This is a genomic window from Aeromonas sp. 9A (assembly GCF_963900955.1).
Lineage (GTDB): Bacteria > Pseudomonadota > Gammaproteobacteria > Enterobacterales > Aeromonadaceae > Aeromonas > Aeromonas salmonicida.
This window is the reverse complement of the sequence record NZ_CAWRFG010000001.1, coordinates 3416398-3436319: the sequence shown is the minus strand read 5'-3', so window position 1 is coordinate 3436319 and position 19922 is coordinate 3416398. Positions and strand designations below refer to the sequence as shown.

The following is a 19922-nucleotide window of genomic DNA, read 5'->3' as shown; positions in this document are numbered from 1 at the left end:
GGGGTTGGTGATTGTGTTCAAAAGCATGAAAGCAAGGGGTCAGGGCCGATGAGGGTGACAACAAGGGTCTTTGGGGTGGTCAGTGTGCTGTATTGGCTGCTGGCCATGCATTTTTTCATGCACAACCCCGGTGGGGCCGGGCTCTATCTGCCATTCAATGCCTGGGGCTGGGTCTTTGCCAGCCTCGTCATCGGCCTGGGGTTGTGGCAGGTCACCCTGCAACAACGGTTGGTATTCTCGTCATTGCAGGCCTGGCTATGGCTTGGTGGATGCCTGTTGTTGCTACCCATGGCGTATCCCGGTTTTGAGCTTAAGGACTATGCCATTCCCCGGCTGCTTGGGCTGTTTGCCGGTCTGCTGTTTCTGTTTTGTCTGTACCAATGGCAACTGGCTCGTCAGGCCCGTGATCAGTTGCTCTATCTGTTGTTGGGGGCGGTAGCGATAGAGGCCTTGCTCGGGCTGGTGCAGTATTACCTGCTGACCCCGGGCAACTGGCTCGGTTATGACACTCGGGCCAATCGCCCTTATGGCATCTTTCAGCAGCCCAATGTGATGGCGACCTTTATGGCGACCGGACTTTCCCTCGCCATCTGGCTTGAGCTGCGCGGCAATGCCAATGTCTGGCTACGAGGGCTGCGCTATGGGGTGATCCTGGCGGCCAGCTTGCTGCTGGTCGTGTTGCAATCCCGGGTGGGACAACTGGGTGGCTTGCTGGCCCTGCTCCTGCTTGCGCCACTGTTGCATCGTCAGCATCAACTGGCCCGTATTCTTGGCCTGGTTGCGCTCGGTGTCGGCCTGGGGTTGGCGTCCCAATACGGGATCAGCGGCGTCAAGCGCGGGCTTGAGGTGTATCAATCCGGTGGCATGCGCTCCGTCTACTGGCCCTATGCCGCTAGGCTGATTGTGGAATCCCCCTTGGCCGGCTGGGGCTACGGCAGTTTTGAGACCACCTTCCTGCATCACTACATGGCCGACAAGGCGCTTAACCCGGCCATGGTGCAGATTGAATACAACCTCGATCACCCCCACAACGAGTTTCTGTACTGGGCGGTGGAAGGGGGGCTGGCCCCCATGATTGGCATGGTGCTAATGGGCGGTGCTCTGCTGTGGCGGCTTGCCAGGGCGGGTTGGGTCAAGGGGGGGGCGCTGCTGGCACTGGTGACCCCCATACTGCTGCACACCCAGACCGAATATCCGCTCTATCACGCCATCGCTCTGTGGTGGGCTCTGCTGCTGCTGATCCATGTGCTGGATGCGGAAGTGGAGGAGGGAATGCAGACAGTCAGCTGGCGTGAATATGTCTATCGCCCCTGGTTGCTGCTGCGCTTCCTGGCCATCGCCATCCCTGTGCTGGTTGTGCCCTTCATGCTCACTGCCATTCATACCGCCTGGGTGGTGACCAAGTACGAGCGCGGCGGTTACAAGGATCCAACCCTGCTGCTCGATGTCGTCAACCCCATGGCATGGTTGACCCGGGTGGAGTTTGACGTGAACTCGGTGCGGTTGATGGTGGGCTTGCAGACGGATAACAAGGCGGAGCTGGAAGCCTATCTCGACTGGGGTCAGGCATTTGTACGCCATACCCCCAGAGCCAATATTTACGCAAATATGGTGATCGCACTCGGTGCGCTTGGACGACAAGAGGAGGCGCAGGCGCTACGAACGCAAGCCTTGATGCTCTATCCGGGTGATCCCTTGCTAACTGGCTCGGCCGCCAAATCCGTGGCCACTGCGCTGGAGGGTAAACCCTCCTCCTGATGCCGGTGGCAGGTGCAAAGCAGGGCGGCAAGGTTGCGCGATGTTTCACCAACCGCATTACTGCTTCGTAAAAATAGCGCCTTTGCTGGACGGCAGAGGCGCCATGGCTAAGATAGTGGCCTCAACGTCTTGTTTTAGAAAGGGAGTATGAAATGGAGTTAGTGCTAGGCCCATTGGAAGCCCGCGTGATCGGCGCTCTAATAGAGAAAGAGATCTGCACGCCGGATCAATACCCCCTCTCCCTTAATGCCCTGGTCAATGCCTGCAACCAGAAGAGCAACCGTGAACCTGTGCTGGATCTCTCCGAGCTGGATATCCGCGCCGTGGTGGATGAGCTGATCCGCAAGCGTCTGGTCGTCAACACTGCCGGTTTCAATGCCCGGGTACCCCGTTACCAGCACCGCTTCTGCAATACCGAGTTTGGCACCCTCAAGTTCAGCGAGCAGGAGCTCGGTATCGTCTGCGAGCTGCTGCTGCGGGGTCCTCAGACACCGGGTGAGTTGCGCTCTCGCACCAACCGCCTGTGCAGCTTCGATGATGTTACTCAGGTGGATGCTGCCTTGGCTGCTCTGATTGAGCAGGGGCCTTATGTGGTCAAGTTGCCCCGCGAACCGGGCAAGCGTGAATCCCGCTATGCCCATCTGTTCAGCGGTGAGGTGGATCTACAGGCGCTGGCCGAGGCACCCCCTGCCAGTAGTTATGCCTCCCCGGCGGCGGACAGGTTGAGCGCGCTGGAAGAAGAGGTCGAAACCCTCAAGTCACAGTTGCAGGCTCTGGAAGCCCGTCTGGCGCAACTGGAGGGCTGACATTTCGGCACGTTTCTCCCTAAAGAGGCGCTACGGCGCCTTTTTTATTGTCATTTCGCCGAGGTTCTCCCCTCTTGGCATGTCTTCTTCCATCCTTTGTGATCCTCCGTGCCCCTTGGTTTATATGAGCCAGTCGGCTTTTTTTGAGTTATTTCGCGGTTAAGGGTCGAGCCGCCGCCGCTTTCCCGTTAAAATTCCGCTTTTGCACCTGCCCGTGAGTCTTGATGTCTGCGTTCACCCTCTCTTTCGATTGTTATGCCCTGCTCAGTGAGCTGCAGTTGCAGCGCACCGCCAGTACCCGCTATTTGCAAGAACAGCTGCAAGCGCAGATGCCGCTCGGGCGGGCGTTGATCGACAAGTTGGAGCAGTTGCAGCAGCAGGGACTGGTGCGCCTGCGCGGGGAGCAGCAGTGGAGTCTGACGGCTGAGGGAACCCTGGCGTTGATCCTGGCGGTACGTTCGGGAGCCTGCCCCATGCCGAACTGGGCACGGGTGCCCTCGGTCACCGGCCAGGAGATGGCGCAGGCGCTGGTACGGGAGCTCTGTCTTGGTGAGGCGGGTCAGGTGCCGACCTACTATCTTGCGGCTGATTTGCTTGGCCTGCTCGACGTGACCGATGCCCATCGCCTGCTGCCGGGCTCCAGCCCGCAATGGCAGCAACTGATGCTGATGCACTTCTCCCTGCAAACGCTGCTTGATGCCGAGCCAGGGGCGCAGTGGCCGCTCGCACCGGTTGCCAGCGCCTGTGCCCCCGAGCTGAAAAGCGTGAGCGAAGGGTTCGCCGCCGAATGGCAGTGGCTCTGTGGCGACCTTGCCGGCGAGGTCACCACACACTGGCCCGCCTTGCAGCAGTTGGCGGAGCAGGGGGGAGAGCAACCCCTTGCCGAACGGCTGCTCGGTGCCTTGGGCCAGTGGCAGGCAGAGGGCGCCAAGGGGCAGTGGCCGCTGATGTTCAGTGCTCTGCTCTGGCTTGGTTGGTTGCAACAAGCTGACCCCGTGATCGCCAGCGAGCAGCGAAAGAAGTGGCAACGTAGCCTGGGTAATCAGTTTCCGTTGCTGGCGGATCTGCTGGGTCAGTGGGCCGGTGATCGTCATGGTCAGGCGGTCGGTCTGTTCGACACCCTTCAATTGCCGCTGGAAGAGTTGCACTGGGGTTACCTCTGGCTCGATCTCTGCGCCCTTGCCCGGCACGGGGAGCAGAGCCCCCAGGTTGCCATACTGCACAAGTGGGATCTCTCCCATGTGCTGGAGGCACAACCCCATCACAGACTGATGGCCTTTTGCCAGGATCTGCTGCGACTCCTGTTGGGGCAGGGGGCGCAGCGCGCACCGCTGCAGCAACTGCGAGCCGCCAACGGGGATGACGCATCCGCTGACCAGGACGAAGACGACAAGACGCCCGCCTCGGCCAGCTGGCTCAACTGGCTGCAGGGGTTGGGGCGTTCCAGCGGTGTGCGCAAGGCGCAGGAGCGGCTGGTCTGGCTGCTGCATGCCGAAGGGCCCGAGCTTGAGTGCAAGATCCAGAAGCAGAGCACCAAAGGGGAGTGGACCGCCGGCCGCCGGGTCGATCCCGCTCTGCTCTCGACTCAATATGCCGCCCTGCTTGACGAAGAGGACTGGGCGCTGGTGCGCACCCTGCCCAGGGTCATGGGCCAGCTGCCACGAGAGGCCTGGGCTCCCCTTGCCACTCATCCGCGCCTGTTCAATGCCAAGGGGCAGAAGTTGCAACTGGCCGTCAGTGCGCCACTGTTGCAGATTGTCGCCACCGAGCAGGGCATGAGTGCCTTGCTGAGCCCGTCCGCCGCCGCGCGCGGTGCTCATATACTGCCGCTGGCACAGGATTTGTGGCAGCTTATCCTCACCCCCCAGGCGCTGCTCGATCGCCTGCCTGCACTGGAATCTATCCCCCTGTTGCCCGCCGAGGGCTTAAGCGAATTGCAGCGCACCCTGGACGCCATCCCCGATCTGCCCTGGCACAGCCAGGTGGCAGGTCTGCAAGGCAATGCCGAGCTGGCCCCCTGGCCCGGTATTCCCTCGGTACAGCTGGATTGGCAGGATGGCCAGCTGGCGGTCAAGCTGGTGACCCGGCAGGGTGAGTTGCCGCCGCTTCCCCTTGGCAAGGGGGAGGCCATAGTGCGCCAGGGGATCAAGGATTATCACTACTGGCAGCGAGATCTTCTCGCCGAGAAGGGGCAGGCCCAGCAACTGCGTAATTCACTACCCATCGGCCTGCCAGGGAGTGAGTGGCTACTTCAGGGGGAGCAGGCGCTGGCACTGGTCAACGCCCTGCCCGAGCTGGTGGATGCCGGTGTGGTCATTCACTGGCATCAGGACAGCGCCCGCCTCAAGAGTCTGGACGAAGCGGCCCTGAGCCTGCGCATCGAGCGGCGCCAGGACTGGTTCCAGGTAGAGGGGGCATTGGCCCTCGATGAGCACCAGATCCTCGATTTGCGTCTCATCCTGCGCCAGATGACGCCGGGTCAGCGCACCGTCCAGCTCGACGAGAAGACCAGCCTGATGTTGAGTGACAAGCTGGTGGAGCGGCTCACTATGCTGGGCGCCATGCTGGATGAAGAGCAACGCATCAACAACAAGCTGGCCTATCCGCTCACCCGCCTGCTCTCCGTCATCACCACTGAGGGGGATGACGCCTGGCACTCCCTGCAACAGGAATGGCAGCAGGAGGTGGAGTGCCCGGCCGAACTGTTGACCCCGCTGCGGGATTATCAGAAGGACGGGGTACGCTGGTTGGCGACCCTGGCCCATCATGGCTTCGGTGCCTGTCTGGCCGATGACATGGGCCTGGGCAAGACCCTGCAAGCGCTCATAGTGCTGCGCATGCGTCAGCACCTGGGTCCGGCGCTGGTGGTGGTGCCAAAGTCAGTGGTCACCAACTGGCAGGAAGAGGTGGCGCGTTTCGCCCCCGAACTTGAGGTGGTGGTATTCGAGAACCCTTCCGAGCGGGAAGGGGTGATCCGCGATGCCAGGGCCGGCCAGGTGATCCTGCTCAACTACGGCATGCTCGGCAGCCTGGCGGAGGCGCTCAAGTCCCGCCGCTGGTCGAGCATGGTGCTGGACGAGGCGCAGCAGATCAAGAATGCCGGCACCCAGCGTGCCAAGCTGCTGTTCCAGCTCGAAGGGGATTTTCGCCTCGCCCTCTCCGGCACCCCCATCGAGAACCACCTTGGGGAGCTGTGGAGCCTGTTTACCTTTATCAACCCGGGTCTGCTCGGCAGTCTGGGCGAGTTCAAGCGCCGCTTCGGCAAGGCGGTAAAAGATCCCCAGCACATGGCGCTGCTGCGGGCTGTGATCAGCCCCTTTATTTTGCGTCGTCTCAAGCAGCAGGTGCTGACCGAGTTGCCGGACAAGACAGAGATCATTCATCACATCAGCCTCTCCCCCGAGGAGCGCCAGTTGTATGAAGCAACCCGGCGCGAAGTGGTGCAGCAGGTGCAAAGTGCCGATGGCCGCGCCCTGATGCACGTGCTGAGCGGCCTGACCCGGCTGCGCCGGCTTTGCTGCTCACCGGAACTGGTGATGCCCGAGTGGTCCCAGACCAGCAGCAAGCTGGACGAGGCGATGGCGCTGCTGGACGAGGCCATCGGCAACGGTCATAGAGTGCTGGTGTTCAGCCAGTTCGTCGATCTGCTGAGCCTGCTGCGTGCGCGCATTGAACAGAAGAAGTGGGATTACTGCTATCTGGATGGCGGCTGCTCCGCCAAGTCCCGCCAGGACTCCATACTGCGCTTCCGGCACGAGCCGGTGCCGCTGTTCCTCATCAGTCTCAAGGCGGGGGGCACGGGCCTCAACCTGACCCAGGCCGATACAGTGCTGCACCTGGATCCTTGGTGGAACCCGGCTGTGGAAGATCAGGCGAGCGATCGGGCCCACCGCATGGGGCAGACCCAGCCGGTGACTGTCTATCGGCTGGTGTGCGAGCAGACGGTGGAGGAGAAGATAGTCGCCCTGCACGACGAGAAGCGGGCGCTGGCCGATGGCCTGCTCAGCGGCCAGTCCGAAGTACGTGGGCTGGATGTAGAGAGCCTGCGTGCCCTGCTGATGGGCTGATCAGGCTGACGCCATGTACAAGGGGGGATCGCCAGCAGGCGATCCCCCCTTCGTTTATGTCTGTGTCTGCAAAGGAGATCCCGTCAAAGAGGCGGCCGCTCAGCCAGGCCAGCAGAGCGGCGAATTGGCATCTTGCCGCACCATCAGGAGAGGGGAGTCTGCCGGTTCGTGGCTACCCCTGATAGAGGTAGAGGTGCAGCCGTTCTATGATGGGCTCACCGCCAATCTTGCGATCCCGTCGCGCCTGCCGCAGCTTGGGCGGGTAGTGGCCGAGGTGGGTGACGCCGGGTTGGGTGTCCGAGCAGAGCAGCAGGGGCAGGCTCGCCTTGAGCTGCTGCTTGCGGGGCTCCCTGTCCTGCCAGAGCAGGTTGATCATGGGGTGAGTCTTGACCGGTCGCCGGATCCTGAGCTCGGCATCGGCAGGCAGGCGGCGAAGGTCATAGACCTCCTGATCCACCATCTTGCTCCACTCCTCATTGTTGGAGAGCGCTGGAATATAGCGGCGGCTGCGCTCCAGCATCTCCAGCACCTGCTCCCGGCTGAGACGGTTGATGCTTTGTTTGTCGGCCCAGGTAAAGCCGAGGGAATGCAACTCACCCTCCAGCAGGGTCAGCTTGCGGTAGACCTGCAAGGTGATCACCCCGGGCAGGGCCCTGTGTACCAGCTCGAATTTCTCATCCCGCCCGCCGGCCTGTTGCACCAGCCCCTTGAAAGCGAGTTTGCGGGCGTTGATCTCCTCGATCAGTGGGCGCAGCTGGCTGGCGCTGGCGGTAGAGAAGCGCAGCCAGCCCGGCAGGCGGTGGGTAGCCTTGGTGGAGCAGCCGGGGCGAGCGCTGTGATCCTGATAGGCCGCCAGGGTGGCCGCCAGTGCTTCCTCTCCACCCAGATAGCCCACTTCTATCTGCTCGATGGGCTCGTGTTCCTGCCCCTGGGGCACGGCGGGGAGGGGATAGACGTGGGCCTCCAGCAGGGGGAGCTGCTCCAGTTGTCGGGCCAGGCGGGCGAGCGCCTCTTCGAGCGCGCCCATCTGTTGACGCAGGGCGGCTGTCGGGGTAAAGGTGTCCATCGGCATGTCCTGTGGTCGCCCCTGTCACATCCTCTGAAAAGAGTTGGCAGGGGGGTGGCTGAACTACTGTATAAATAACCATACCAGTATGCCGGAAGTGAGCCAAGTGCCTCCTTTTTGATGCCCTTGGCGAGCATCAGAAGTGATAGCCATTTGAGTGTGTTGTTTTTGTATCTCTCTGTTAAACAAGGATCAATAAAAGATCTATTATTTAACAACTGGATGTAAACACCAGGTTGCCTGCCTCGCCTTTAGATCCGGTGACTGCATAGCCAAAGCAGGAAACTGCATAGTTAGAGGTGTGCCATGCAGGAGAATATGCTGCCGGTCTTTCAGACGGAATAAAATGATTATTTAATATTTTAAAATCAATCTGTTATGTTTTTTAGACTGACGATATTCACCATTAGCTTTACTAATGCGTTGTATCAAAATTCGTCAATTGAGTCGGTTGTCCCTCCTGACTAAGCTTTGCGCAACAAATATGCACCCGCGCAGACATCATCAAGAGGAGCCACATCATGGCCAACATGACTTATACCGAAGCCGGTTACCAGCATTCCAGCCAATTGAATCTGGCTGCTCGCGTCAAAATGACAGTACTGACCTGGCTGGAACGCAGCCGCAGCCGTCGCCAGCTCTCCGAGCTGCCCGAGTACCTGCTCAAGGATATCGGCCTGAACGAATCTGATCGTTATCAAGAGACCACCAAGCCCTTCTGGCGTGGTTGATCTGCCGGGCATGGATGCCTTGTTTTTCTGCTGATCCTGATTGCTTAATTCCGACTTGGCCCGTGCCAGCGTGTGAATGATTGCCTGATATTATTGCTTCCCCGCAGTGCTGTTTTACTTCCCGTGATTTCCTCTTCCTTTACCCCATACCTTGTCGATTTGTCACTATCTGTCGCCAGCTTTGTATCCTTACTGTTTGAATTTGTTTAAAAACTGATTTTAAGCCCACACGCCTTGCGTATAATCCGCCCATAGCATTCCTGACAAAAGGGTGAGATGGATGATTCCCCAGCATGATTTTTTGGCCCTGACCCGCCACCACGAGTGGCAGCTTGAGCCTTTCGCGTTTGACCTGCCCGATGGCTCCCGGGTGAGCGTGTGGGATACGGGAGTGCTCTGCCTGGAACCTGCCAGTGGCGCGGGCGATCAGCCCGGGGGACGCAAGGACATCGTCCTCTCCTGCGGTATTCACGGCAACGAAACCGCCCCCATCGAGATCTGCAACCAGCTGCTGACCCGGCTGCTCAGCGGTGAGCTTAGCGCCCGTCATCGGGTGCTGTTCCTGTTTGGCAACCCGGCCGCCATGAACCTGGGGTTGCGGGAGGTGGAGGAGAACATGAACCGGCTCTTCTCCGGTGCCCACAGCAAAGGCGAGGGGCTGTGCAATCAGGAGCGTATTCGTGCCATGCGCCTCGAGCAGTATGTGAGTCGCTTCTTTGCCGATCCTGCCCGGCCCCGTTATCACTACGACCTGCACACCGCCATTCGCGGTTCGCGTCACGAGAAGTTTGCTGTCTACCCTTTCCCCCATGAGCGGCCGCATTGCAAGGAGCAGGTGCAGTTCCTCGGTGCCTGCGGGGTGCGTACCATACTGCTCTCCAGCGGCCCCACCACCACCTTCAGCTATTACAGCTCGCACCAGCATGGTGCCCATGCCTTCACGGTAGAGCTGGGCAAGGTGCGCCCGTTTGGCGAGAACGACATGACCCGTTTCATCGAGACCCGTCAGGCGCTGCAGGAGCTGGTAACTCGGGATGAGGTGGTGCTCGAGCCTTGGCGGGCGGATGACTTCACCATTTTTGCCATCGACCGGGTGATCAACAAGCGTTCGGAGCAGTTTCGCTTCCTGTTTGCCAGCGATGTGGACAATTTCACCGAGTTTCCCCAGGGATTCGTGCTGGCCGAGGATGGTGAACTGCGCTACACGGTAGAAAAGACGCGGGAAGCGGTGGTCTTCCCCAACGCCAATGTGGCCATCGGTCAGCGTACCGTGCTGCTGGTGGTGCCGACCCGCTTGTGGGAGTGAGCCGAACCCGTCTTCTGTGCCATAGACCTGCGCGTCGTCCGGCTGGTGACGCGAATCCATTGATGTGGGAGTGATCCCGTATCCACCCAAAAGGGAGCCCGAAGCGGCTCCCTTTTTCGTCTCTGCTCAGCCGAAAAGTTCAGTGTCTTTCTGAAATTAAAGAAGTTTCTACTGGTCTTACCTGGTTAAATTACATTGCTCTTTGTTTAACATCTTATTTACATTCTAAAGGTCACCTCATGGTGGTGACGTTGACAACGGCAAGGAGCCAGTTATGACCCATGTCGACATCCCTTTCCTTCGTTACCTCGATGAGGAAGGGCGCCCGGTTGCGACACTGCCGACCTGGCTGGACAAGGCGATACTGCACACTTTCTACCGCAACATGGTGATGGTGCGCAGCTATGACAAGAAAGCAATCGCGCTGCAGCGAACCGGCAAGCTCGGCACCTTTCCCTCCCATCTGGGAGCCGAGGCGGTCGGGATAGGCGTCGGTCTCGCCATGCAGGAGCAGGATGTCTATGTACCCTACTACCGGGACATGCCCACCCTCTATGTGCGGGGCGTGCCCATGGAGAAAAACCTGCAATATTGGGGCGGGGACGAACGGGGTAGTGTTTTTTACAAGGCCGATGGCGAGTTGTCGGAGGACCTGCCCATCTGCGTGCCCATCGCCACCCAGATCACCCATGCAGCCGGCATAGCGGCGGCCTTCAAGTTGCGCAACCAGCCCAGAGTGGCCGTGGTCACCATAGGCGACGGCGGTACCTCCAAGGGGGACTTTCTGGAGGGACTCAACTGCGCCGGAGTCTGGCATCTGCCCATGGTGATGATCATCAACAACAACCAGTGGGCTATTTCGGTGCCGCGCAAGTTGCAGTCGAGCGCACCCACCTTGGCCCAGAAAGGAGTTGGTGCCGGGGTACGCAGCATCCAGGTTGACGGCAACGACGTGGTGGCTGTTTATGATGCCACCCGCATCGCCGTCGAGCGTGCTCGCAGTGGCAAGGGCCCGACTCTCATAGAGGCGATCAGCTATCGGCTGGGGGATCACACCACGGCCGACGATGCGACCCGCTATCGGGATGCTGCCGAGGTGGAAGCCGCCTGGGCCAAGGAGCCGGTCAAGCGGTTGCGACAGTTCATGTTTGAACAGGGCTGGTGGGACGAGCATCAGGAGCAGGCACTGCTGGCCGAGGCGAGCCGGGAGGTCGATCGCGCCGTGGCTGTCTATGAAAGCACGGCCCCGCAGGCGCCGGAAACTCTGCTCGACTATCAGTTTGCCGAGTTGCCCAGGGATTATCGCAGGCAGCGCCAGCGCATCATCGCCAAGGGCATGCAGCGTCACGCCGGGGAGGAACGCTCATGATCGATGAGATGAGACTGCAGGATGCCATCAAACCTACCTGGTGTGACGACATGACATGCCACGGAAATGCGGTGGCTGATGACGCCGAGTGGGGGAGGACGCATGAGTGAAATGACACTGCTCGAAGCCATCAATCTGGCACTGCACCATGAGATGGAACACGACCCTGATGTGGTTGTTCTGGGGGAGGATGTAGGGGTCAATGGCGGGGTGTTTCGCGCCACTGTTGGCCTTCGCGACAAGTTTGGCTTCAAACGGGTGATAGATACACCGCTCGCCGAGGGGTTGATCGCCGGGGTGGCGGTGGGGATGGCAACCCAGGGGCTCAAGCCGGTGGCCGAGTTCCAGTTTCAGGGCTTCATTTTCCCGGGCATGGAGCAGATCATCTGCCAGGCCGCGAGGATGCGTAACCGCACCCGTGGCCGTCTCTCCTGCCCCATCGTCTATCGCTCTCCCTACGGCGCCGGCATTCACTCGCCGGAGCACCACAGCGAGAGCGTTGAAGCCCTGTTTGCCCATATTCCGGGCCTGCGGGTGGTCATTCCCTCCAGCCCGAGGCGCGCTTATGGCTTGCTGCTATCGGCCATTCGTGACCCGGATCCCGTCATGTTCTTCGAGCCTGATCGTATCTATCGCTCCATGAAGTCGGGCGTGGTGGATGACGGTGTCGGCCTGCCGCTGGATGTCTGCTTCACCCTGCGGCCGGGGCGGGACATCACCATGGTTGCCTGGGGGGCCTGTATTCAGGAGGTGATGCGGGCGGCGAGCCTCTTGGCGGAGCAGGATATCCAGTGCGAAGTGCTGGATTTGGCGACCATCAAGCCGCTGGACATGGAGAGCATTCTGGCGTCGGTGCGCAAGACAGGCCGTCTGCTGGTGGTGCACGAGGCGTGCGGCAGCTTCGGGGTGGGGGCCGAGATAGTGGCGCGGGTGACCGAGGAGGCGTTGACCTCCCTCAAGGCGCCGCCCAAGCGTCTCACCGGAGTGGATGCCGCCGTACCCTATTATCGCAACGAAGAGTATTACCTCATCACAGAGCAGGATATTGCGGATGCGGCTTACCAGCTGATGGAGAACAAATGGCTATGACATTCTTCAAATTTTGGCGCTTCAGCAGCCGAGCAAAAAATAGCCATGGAATCTTCCAACGTTTGGTGATTGCCCCGCAGATGGAGAACTGGTCATGAAATTTTTCAAATTACCGGACCTGGGCGAAGGGTTGGCCGAGGCCGAGATCGTCGAATGGAAGGTGAGTGCTGGCGATACAGTGAGTGTCGATCAGGTGCTGTTGTCGGTAGAAACCGCCAAGGCGCTTGTGGATGTGCCCTCGCCGGTGGCGGGGGTGATCGCTAGGCTCTGTGGTCAGGAGGGCGACATACTCCACATCGGCGCGCCACTGGTGGAATTTGAAGGGGGTGAAGATGACGGCACTGTGGTGGGCAAGGTCAGCGCTCACCAACAGCATATCGAGGATCACTTCGTAGTGGGGGCCATAGCCCCAGGTGGCAACCTGATACAGGCTATGCCTGCGGTGCGGCTGCTGGCACAGAAACTGGGTCTGGATATCGATCGGATCAAGGGCAGTGGCGGTGCCGGTATGGTGACCGAGCAGGACGTGCAGGCGGCATTCGAGGCGCAGCAAAGCAGCGGCAACGAGTTCCTCAAGGGCTCGCGCCGGGCCATGGCCAAGGCGATGGAGCTTTCTCATCAGACAGTGGTGCCGGTCAGCATCACCGACGAAGTGGATCTGCGTCACTGGCGCCTAGACGAAGATGTGACAGTGCGGCTCATCAAGGCCATCGGCGTCGCTTGCCGGGCCGAACCTTCCATGAATGCCTGGTTTGACGGCGATACGCTCTCAAGGCGGCTGTTCAATGAGGTCAACGTTGCCATTGCGGTCGACTCCAGGCATGGGCTCTATGTACCCGTGATGGAGAACGTAGCCGAGCGGGAGGGAGCCGACATCCGGCAGGGGCTGGATCGGATGATCGCCGATGTGAAGGCGCGCGCTGTGCCGCGCGAGATGCTGCAGGGGGCGACTATTACCCTCACCAACTTCGGTGCCATCGCGGGTCGTTATGCCAGCCCAATCGTGACGCCACCGCAGGTGGCCATCATAGGTGCGGGCAAGTTGTTCGAGAAGGTGGTGTTCATCCACGGGGAGGCTCGCCCGGTCAGAGTGCTGCCTCTGTCGATGACCTTTGATCACAGGGCCTGCACCGGTGGCGAGGCGGCTCGCTTCCTCAAGGTACTGGTTCAGGCACTGGAATCGCCTGCTCTATAAAACGGCTGTGCCCTGCCATTGGCAGGGCACAAATTTGTTTGCGTAATCCCCAAAGCAACGTATAATCTAAATCAGCTTGAAAGGGCCAAAGTTATGTCAATGAATATGATGTTTTACATCTTTTCCTGTTGTTCATAAGTTAATCCCGTTTTTGAGCTTTATCCGCTGAAAAGCATAAGTAATTATTTAGAATACAGGTTAAAGATATGTCTAACATGATCACCGGTACCGTTAAGTTTTTCAACGAAACCAAAGGTTTTGGCTTCATCCAGCAAGAAAACGGCCCGGACGTTTTCGTTCACTTCAGCGCTATCAGCGGTAACGGTTTCCGTACCCTGGCTGAAGGTCAGCGCGTACAGTTTTCTGTGACCCAAGGTCAGAAAGGCCCGCAGGCTGAGAACGTAACTGCTCTGTAATTCTTACAGAATTTAAGAAAGCCGTGGTGCCTCTGGTTCCACGGCTTTTTGTTTATGGGCCATCTTCACTGTTTTCAGCATCATCTTTGACCTTGAATTTCACCATGACCCCATCACTTCTTCTTGCTGCCAGCCTGCTGACTATTGCCGATCTTCAGACACAGAGTACATCCGCCACAGAAGCGAAAGCTGTATGTCAGCAGTTTGTTCAGGTTCGTCTTGGGAATGGCAGTCAGCCTGATGAGATCAAGGCTCAGCCTTTGCCAAAGCGGGAAGGGGAGTGGATGGTCGACGGCAAAGTAAAAGGACCCGAAGGTCCTTTGCTGTTTGCCTGTTTGCTGCGCCAGGGCTTGCGCTGGGAGTTGATCAACTTTTCGCTCTGGGCCCCGCAGGCGATCAAAGGGGTTTGAGTGCGACTATCAGATGCTGCAGGTGCTCAACCATTGTCATGCCAAAAGGAGTCAGGTAGCCGCCATCTTCTGCGCTGATGAGACCTTGCTGATGCAGACGTACAGCCGCCTGACACAGTTCATCGGACATGTCACTGCGCAACTTGATCCCCAGGCTCATGTTGGCCGGATCAAAGCATGCCAGTATTTTCAAGTCGTTTACAAAGTCGTTAGAAATCTGGTCGATCCCAATCATGAATGCACTCCTTACGCTAAAGATGTATGCAAACTAGCATTCCCGGATCCACTTTAGTGGGCGCTGGTTCAAACTATTGGGCTTTATCCGTGCGGGGAGTGCTTGAACGCTGTTTTTTTGGGCGCGAATCTCCGAGTTGAGCAGTGAAAATGTGAGTCCGCTCGCCAGCGTTCAAACATGATAGGATAGGGCTCTCCTTTGTCTTTCTGGCCGAGCACTGTATATCGGCCTTCCAGTTCAAGGCGCCCCTCATGGTAAAAATCACGCTAGTATCACTGCTTCACACTCTCGGCCCCCGTTTCCCTGTCTATCCCGCCTCTCTACTGCTACCTCTGCTCGACAAGCATCATGGCGATGTCTGGCTGCCAGCCATCAAGGGGGGGGATGTGGCCGTATTGCGTCAGCATGGCAAGGCTGCGGCTGCGCAAACCCTGGCGCCGCTGACGGCTGGCTGGTGTGACTTTGCTGCCAGCGATATCGGAGCGACGCCCGAGCTGGATGCCCTTGCCAACTACGACAGCGAGATGATGGACAATCTGCTGATGTATTGGCACTGCCCAGCCAAGATAAACAGCCCGATCACCGATAACCTGTTCGAGCTGCGCCGCGAGGTGGTGGACGAAGCCCATGGTTCCAAACTGGCCAACGCCTGGGAGCAACAACAGCTGCTACGATTCGAGCAGATCATGCAGGGCGTACAGGCGGGACGGGATCAGCTCTGCTTCGTCGAGGTGGAGTCCGCCTACTGGCTGCGCCAGCGTTGTTGCGAGACGACGGAGATCTCCCTAGTGACGCCTGAACTGGGCTGATATTGCCGAAAAATAGGTGACCGATCTCTCATACTGGACAAGCTGTCAGCAAGATGTGAACATGGCGCCCTTTATTGAAAGAGAGACTTGGCCAATGAGCTATGAACTGAGCGAAACCGAGCGCAATGCTGCGCTGCAACTGAATGCCGACTACCGTTACGAGCACTTCATCAGCAAGCTGGTCGAGTACGAAGAGCTGTTTGTCCTGACCGATGAGCACGGCGTCATGATGCTGACCACAGACGATGAAGATTGCATCCCGGTATGGCCACACCCTGAGTACGCCCAGGCGTGGGCCGAGGGTGAATGGGCCGAATGCAAGCCGCAGTCCATCACCCTCAAGGTGTGGCTGGAGCGCTGGGTTGACGGTATGGAGCAAGACGAGCTGTGCGTCGCCGTGTTCCCGACGCCGGATCAGGAAGGCATAGTGCTGTCGCCGGCCGACGTGGCTGATGCCATTGCCGAGAAGCAGGCCAAGCGCGCTTAATCGCCTCTGGCGTCAAGGCTGCAACCAAGGTTGCAAACAAAAAAGACCCCGTCACCTCTGGTGCGGGGTCTTTTGTTTGATATGTACTTTGGTCTCAAGGCTGCCGATAAGTGGTGTCTATCTTCATGACGGCAGGAAAGGTCTTGTCGTTTTTGATGGCGGCTTTTGTCTCGCTTTTTAGCTGGTCGTCGATCCAGAGCAGACCGCCGTAGCTGTAGCCGCTACTTCCGCCATCGAGTGGCCAGTAAAGCAGATCACTTTTGGGTGTGGCGGGCAGCTTGGGCAATTGTATCCAGCGCCATGCCCCTTCCCGGGTATAGGGCACCTGATAGGCGGGGACAAAGCTGGCCAGTTCATACAGACGCTGCTGGATCTGCCGCGACAGCGCCGCTTTTTTGGCGAAGTCGAACTCCATGTCGTACTGCTCCACCAGGGCAGTGATGGCGTCATCATCTATGTTCATGATGTTGTTGGTCTGGGGCTTGTTGGCATTGACCTTGTGGAAAAATTCCCAATAAGCGGGATAGCGACCGCCGCTCCATGCCATCCAGGCACTCTGGTGTTTTTTCTCCAGCATGGACTTGAAACCCGAAGAGGCATCCATCAGGTTGAGCTCGAGATTGAGCCCCGCCTTCTTGGCTTCTTCCCGCAGTAAAGTGAGTCGCTGGGCATGTTCCGCCGTGGTGTAGGTGATGGTCAGGGTCAGTGGTTGCACCTTGTTGTTTTGCAAAATGCCCTGTGGCCCCACCTTGTTGAAACCAGCCTTGGCGAAATAGCTGCGCGCAAGTTTGGGATCAAATGGGCGTGCCTTTATCTCTGTGTTGGTAAAATCCCCTTGGCCCGACCCGTAGCTGTTGAGTCGCTGATAATCCCCTCGCAGCAAGGTGACGAGCATCTTGTCGAGGTTGAGGGAATGCTGGATGCCGAGCCGCACATTGAGCTCGCTGAGCAGCGGGTCTGCTGTGTTGAGATAGAGCCCCATGGGGGATTGTGGGGGCTGGTTGTAGAACCAGAGCCGCTCGATATAACCCTTCTCGAATTCTGCGGTTTTGGTCTTGTCGTGCCACCAGTTGGGCATGACCAGCGGGAAGGTATCCAGATCGCCGCGCAAGAAGTGTTGCCAGGCGATGTTCTGATCCCGCAACACCTTGATCTCAATCCTGTCCGGGTTGAAGCGGTGCTGAAAGTAGCGCTCCTCGTCTCCCCACCAATCTTTGATCCGCTTGAAGCTAACCGACTTGCCCTTTTTTACCTCGCCGAGCTGATAGGGACCTGTGACTGGCAGTATTTTCCAGTTGTACTCCTTGACCCAGTTGGCCGTGAGCTTGATGGCGTGGCTTGGCTCAGGGGTGAATGGCAGGGATTCCAGCAGATCTTCCCGACTCTTTTCGCTGCCGCTGGTGATGGAGAGGGTGTGGTCATCGAAGCGTGTCACGTCTGTGATCTGGGTACTGTAGTAGTTGTTGTACCAGGGGTCGTTTATTTCCTTGCTGCGCATCATCTTGAGGGTAAACACCCAGTCATCGGCGGTGACGGGCTGGCCATCGGACCAGCGAGCCTTGGGGTTGATGCGAAAATAGAGGGTCTTGTGATCGGCGCCAAAGGCCCACGCGTTTGCCAGCATGGGCATGGGGTTGCCAGTGACGGGATGGGTGCTCAGCAGCGGCAGGTTGCTTTCCCTGACATAGCTGGCAAAGCTGCCGTTGGAATCGGGCCCGAATTTGCGCAGGGTCAGCGGAAAGCTGGTGACAAATCCGCGAAAGGTGCCGCCCCGTTTGGCGGCCGGGTCGGCGTAGATAGGATCCGCATTGTTGCTCTCCCACTTGAGATCCGCAGGCAGGCTGGCGCCCCAGCCAAACTGACTCCAGCACAGGGTCAGGGTGATGGCGGCGGTGTAAACAGTGGTGCGAATAAGGGTTGGGATGGGGCTCACCCCGGTTGAGGCTGTCGATGGCATATCCTTGCTCTCTCCTGGTGGTCTGCATCCTGCAGGCACGGTTTGGTGACGTCAGCCCCGATAGGGACTGGCTCATGATGGAAATTTTTGCCAGTTGGGTCAATGGCGATGGGCAAATAACGCCCTGGCCATCAAGGCGCCGTCTGTGGCTTGAACCAGCGCAGCCGGCCACCCAGCAGATGGACCACGAAGCCGAGCAGCACCAGACCAGAGCCCAGCCACTGCAACGGAGTGGGGTGCTCATCGAGCAGGACGGCAGCCGCCACCATAGGCCAGCAGCCAGCGCTAGGGCATGGTGGGCCTGGGCACCAGCAAGATGGCAGGGAAGACCACGCCGACGAAGCGCAACGCTCCCAGCAACAGCGGCGGTATCCCCTCCAGCCCCCACTTGATCGCCACGAAATTCAGCCCCCAGCAGAGGATGACCAGGGCGGCCAGACACTTGTCCTTGGTTTGCATTCAGCTTCCTTGTATGACTGCCTTTTAAAAGAAGTACGGCGATCCCGCTGCCAGCGGGACGGGTCGGCAAGAGGACGAGCATACCCTTGACAGGGTGGCTGGCGTCAAGTCGCCAGACCGGCTTGCACCAAAGGACGGATCACTTGCTGGTTGCCGGCCACTCTTGTGGTCAAGAGGCGGCCGGGCAGTGGTCAAGGTATCTGTGGTGGATGGGGCGTTTGCCTGCCTTGACCTCGGTTTTTTGTCTGCGGCAAGATGGGGGGGGAAATCGAGAAGGGGCGGCGGACGGTCTACGCTATACAAAGACAGCCCGATAGTGCGGCTGGTGCCAATGGCTTAACGGAGGTATCCCCCATGAGCGACCACACTCTGCTGCCCCATGGCGAAGATCTGCGCCGCGCCGTACGCTGGCTCAGCGAGCATCATCAACACGATATCGGTGCCATTGAAGAGGCCAGCATCCGTTTTGATCTGTCACCGCTGGATGAAGAGTTTTTGATCCAGCACTGTGTCGAACGGGAAGGGGGCGCCAACTAGACGAAGTTGGCGAGGCTGATGCCAAACTCTTTGGGATCGACCGTGCTTTCTATGCTCTCCTGTACCCCGGACTTCGCCAGATCCAGCCACTGCACCTCGAGGTAGTGGCGCTGGGTCGCGTGATAGATCACCTTCACTACCGGCTTGAGCGGCTCTTGCGGATTGCGCTGCATGACGATGGCCAGTCGCTGGTTTGAAAGTTGCACCAGGGTGCCCACCGGATAGACCCCCATGCATTTGATGAACTTGGTCACCAGCAGTCGATCAAAATGGTGGTCTGCCCCCTTGAGCAGGATCCGGAATGCCTGGGTCGGCTGCATCCCCTGCTTGTAGACCCGATCCGCCGTCACAGCGTCGTAGACATCAACGATGCCGCTCATGCGGGTGTAGAGAGACAGCTGGTCACCTTTGAGGTGGCGGGGATAGCCGGTGCCATCGAGCCGCTCATGGTGATTGGCGGCGACTTCCAGCATGGTGGCTGTGATGCCTGGGGTGCTGCTCAGAATGTCATGGCTATGTACCACGTGCTGGCGCATCACGGTGAACTCTTCATCGGTCAGCTTGCCCGGTTTGTTGAGCACCTCATCCGGGGTCATGATCTTGCCCACATCATGCAGCAGCCCCCCCAGGGTCAGCTCCTTGAGCACGCTGCGCTCCAGCGCCAGATAACGGCCGAAGTTGGCCAGCAGTATGGCCACGTTCATGGAGTGCTCCATCAGGTAGGCATCCTTGGCACGAATGCGGGCCAGACAGAGCATGGCATCGCCGTGGGTGAACATGGTGTCCACCATCTCTTCGGCCACTGTTGCCAAGGGGGTAATGTCGATGGGCTCACCCGCCTTTAGCTGGCGAATGAATTTGCCTTGCAGCTCACGGGCCTCCTGATACAGGCGGCGGATCTTGAGCTCACGCCCCTCGCCGTTCGCGCTGCCTGTCGGGCGTTGTGACGCAATTGAAGAGGCTGCCGGGTCGGGAAAGATAATCTGCTCTATGCCAGCCAATTTGCTGCGGGCGAGATCGACGCGCACCGTGAGCACACCGCGCCGGATCAAGTCATCAATTTGCTGACGAGTCGTCACCAGCCCCATCTGGGCGATCTCCATGCCGCCGGTCTGGCTGGTGATGGCGATCACATACATGCCTGCTTGTAGCTGGTTGACGGGAATGACGGGATGAGGAGTGTGTGACTTCATACGGCTTCCTGACTTTATTATTATGCGTAATG

At 59.0% G+C, this 19922-nt stretch carries 18 protein-coding genes and 1 pseudogene; 13 read left to right on the top strand and 6 right to left on the bottom strand.

The genetic code is table 11. The features are described 5' to 3' along the window. Positions 1 to 48 precede the first annotated feature (48 nt). From AACX78_RS15890 to AACX78_RS15880, 3 genes are all read left to right on the top strand, one after another. Positions 49 to 1758 (top strand): PglL family O-oligosaccharyltransferase, encoded by a 1710-nt coding sequence (locus AACX78_RS15890; protein WP_159166775.1) that lies wholly within the window; start codon positions 49 to 51, stop codon positions 1756 to 1758. A gap of 152 nt (positions 1759 to 1910) precedes the next feature. Next, entirely contained in the window at positions 1911 to 2564 is a 654-nt protein-coding gene (locus AACX78_RS15885) for a YceH family protein (RefSeq protein ID WP_159166774.1), read from the top strand. A gap of 224 nt (positions 2565 to 2788) precedes the next feature. Next, positions 2789 to 6631, top strand: a complete 3843-nt coding sequence (locus AACX78_RS15880) for a DEAD/DEAH box helicase (protein WP_159166773.1) — start codon at positions 2789 to 2791, stop codon at positions 6629 to 6631. A 172-nt stretch (positions 6632 to 6803) separates the two neighbouring features. Here AACX78_RS15880 and AACX78_RS15875 read toward each other — a convergent pair whose 3' ends face one another. Continuing rightward, positions 6804 to 7697 carry a DNA replication terminus site-binding protein gene (locus tag AACX78_RS15875; RefSeq protein WP_159166772.1) on the bottom strand — a complete coding sequence of 298 codons (894 nt, stop codon included), beginning with the start codon at positions 7695 to 7697 and terminating at the stop codon, positions 6804 to 6806. A 521-nt stretch (positions 7698 to 8218) separates the two neighbouring features. Between AACX78_RS15875 and AACX78_RS15870 the strand changes: the two genes are divergently transcribed. From AACX78_RS15870 to AACX78_RS15840, 7 genes are all read left to right on the top strand, one after another. Further along, positions 8219 to 8428, top strand: coding sequence for a DUF1127 domain-containing protein (locus AACX78_RS15870; RefSeq protein ID WP_017412738.1), 210 nt, complete (start codon positions 8219 to 8221; stop codon positions 8426 to 8428). 280 nt (positions 8429 to 8708) lie between these two features. Further along, entirely contained in the window at positions 8709 to 9734 is a 1026-nt protein-coding gene (gene astE / locus AACX78_RS15865; protein WP_159166771.1) for a succinylglutamate desuccinylase, read from the top strand. Between the two features lie 274 nt (positions 9735 to 10008). Further along, positions 10009 to 11103, top strand: coding sequence for a pyruvate dehydrogenase (acetyl-transferring) E1 component subunit alpha (gene pdhA / locus AACX78_RS15860; protein ID WP_159166770.1), 1095 nt, complete (start codon positions 10009 to 10011; stop codon positions 11101 to 11103). Between the two features lie 102 nt (positions 11104 to 11205). Continuing rightward, positions 11206 to 12192, top strand: a complete 987-nt coding sequence (locus tag AACX78_RS15855; RefSeq protein ID WP_159166769.1) for an alpha-ketoacid dehydrogenase subunit beta — start codon at positions 11206 to 11208, stop codon at positions 12190 to 12192. A gap of 94 nt (positions 12193 to 12286) precedes the next feature. After that, entirely contained in the window at positions 12287 to 13387 is a 1101-nt protein-coding gene (locus tag AACX78_RS15850) for a dihydrolipoamide acetyltransferase family protein (protein ID WP_159166768.1), read from the top strand. Positions 13388 to 13593: 206 nt separating this feature from the next. Next, positions 13594 to 13803, top strand: a complete 210-nt coding sequence (locus AACX78_RS15845; RefSeq protein WP_005331438.1) for a cold-shock protein — start codon at positions 13594 to 13596, stop codon at positions 13801 to 13803. Positions 13804 to 13907: 104 nt separating this feature from the next. After that, complete coding sequence (locus AACX78_RS15840) at positions 13908 to 14213, top strand: hypothetical protein (RefSeq protein ID WP_159166767.1); 306 nt, start codon at positions 13908 to 13910, stop codon at positions 14211 to 14213. On the opposite strand, the gene AACX78_RS15835 is transcribed toward AACX78_RS15840, so the two are convergent. Next, positions 14200 to 14448: a TIGR02647 family protein gene (locus tag AACX78_RS15835; RefSeq protein ID WP_005320240.1), complete on the bottom strand. Its 249-nt coding sequence runs from the start codon at positions 14446 to 14448 to the stop codon at positions 14200 to 14202. The two genes, AACX78_RS15840 and AACX78_RS15835, sit on opposite strands and share 14 nt — an antisense overlap. A 251-nt stretch (positions 14449 to 14699) precedes the next feature. Here AACX78_RS15835 and AACX78_RS15830 point away from each other — a divergent pair, with 251 nt between their 5' ends. Both AACX78_RS15830 and AACX78_RS15825 read left to right on the top strand, forming a co-directional pair. Further along, positions 14700 to 15257, top strand: a complete 558-nt coding sequence (locus AACX78_RS15830) for a hypothetical protein (RefSeq protein ID WP_159166766.1) — start codon at positions 14700 to 14702, stop codon at positions 15255 to 15257. A gap of 94 nt (positions 15258 to 15351) precedes the next feature. Beyond that, positions 15352 to 15744: a DUF2750 domain-containing protein gene (locus AACX78_RS15825; protein WP_005320236.1), complete on the top strand. Its 393-nt coding sequence runs from the start codon at positions 15352 to 15354 to the stop codon at positions 15742 to 15744. 94 nt (positions 15745 to 15838) lie between these two features. Here the strand turns inward: AACX78_RS15825 and AACX78_RS15820 are convergent, their stop codons facing one another. From AACX78_RS15820 to AACX78_RS15810, 3 genes and pseudogenes are all read right to left on the bottom strand, one after another. Further along, positions 15839 to 17701, bottom strand: coding sequence for an extracellular solute-binding protein (locus tag AACX78_RS15820; protein ID WP_159166765.1), 1863 nt, complete (start codon positions 17699 to 17701; stop codon positions 15839 to 15841). Between the two features lie 131 nt (positions 17702 to 17832). Next, positions 17833 to 17970 carry a hypothetical protein gene (locus AACX78_RS15815; RefSeq protein WP_236556344.1) on the bottom strand — a complete coding sequence of 46 codons (138 nt, stop codon included), beginning with the start codon at positions 17968 to 17970 and terminating at the stop codon, positions 17833 to 17835. Between the two features lie 19 nt (positions 17971 to 17989). After that, a pseudogene (locus AACX78_RS15810) lies at positions 17990 to 18160 on the bottom strand (EamA family transporter); the annotation flags it as partial. Positions 18161 to 18514: 354 nt separating this feature from the next. On the opposite strand from AACX78_RS15810, the gene AACX78_RS15805 reads away from it, so the two are divergent. Next, the gene (locus AACX78_RS15805; RefSeq protein ID WP_159166764.1) at positions 18515 to 18697 is read left to right on the top strand and encodes a hypothetical protein; all 183 of its coding nucleotides are present in this window, start codon (positions 18515 to 18517) and stop codon (positions 18695 to 18697) included. Here AACX78_RS15805 and AACX78_RS15800 read toward each other — a convergent pair. After that, positions 18694 to 19890 carry an HD-GYP domain-containing protein gene (locus AACX78_RS15800; RefSeq protein ID WP_058394211.1) on the bottom strand — a complete coding sequence of 399 codons (1197 nt, stop codon included), beginning with the start codon at positions 19888 to 19890 and terminating at the stop codon, positions 18694 to 18696. The two genes, AACX78_RS15805 and AACX78_RS15800, sit on opposite strands and share 4 nt — an antisense overlap. Positions 19891 to 19922 lie beyond the last annotated feature (32 nt).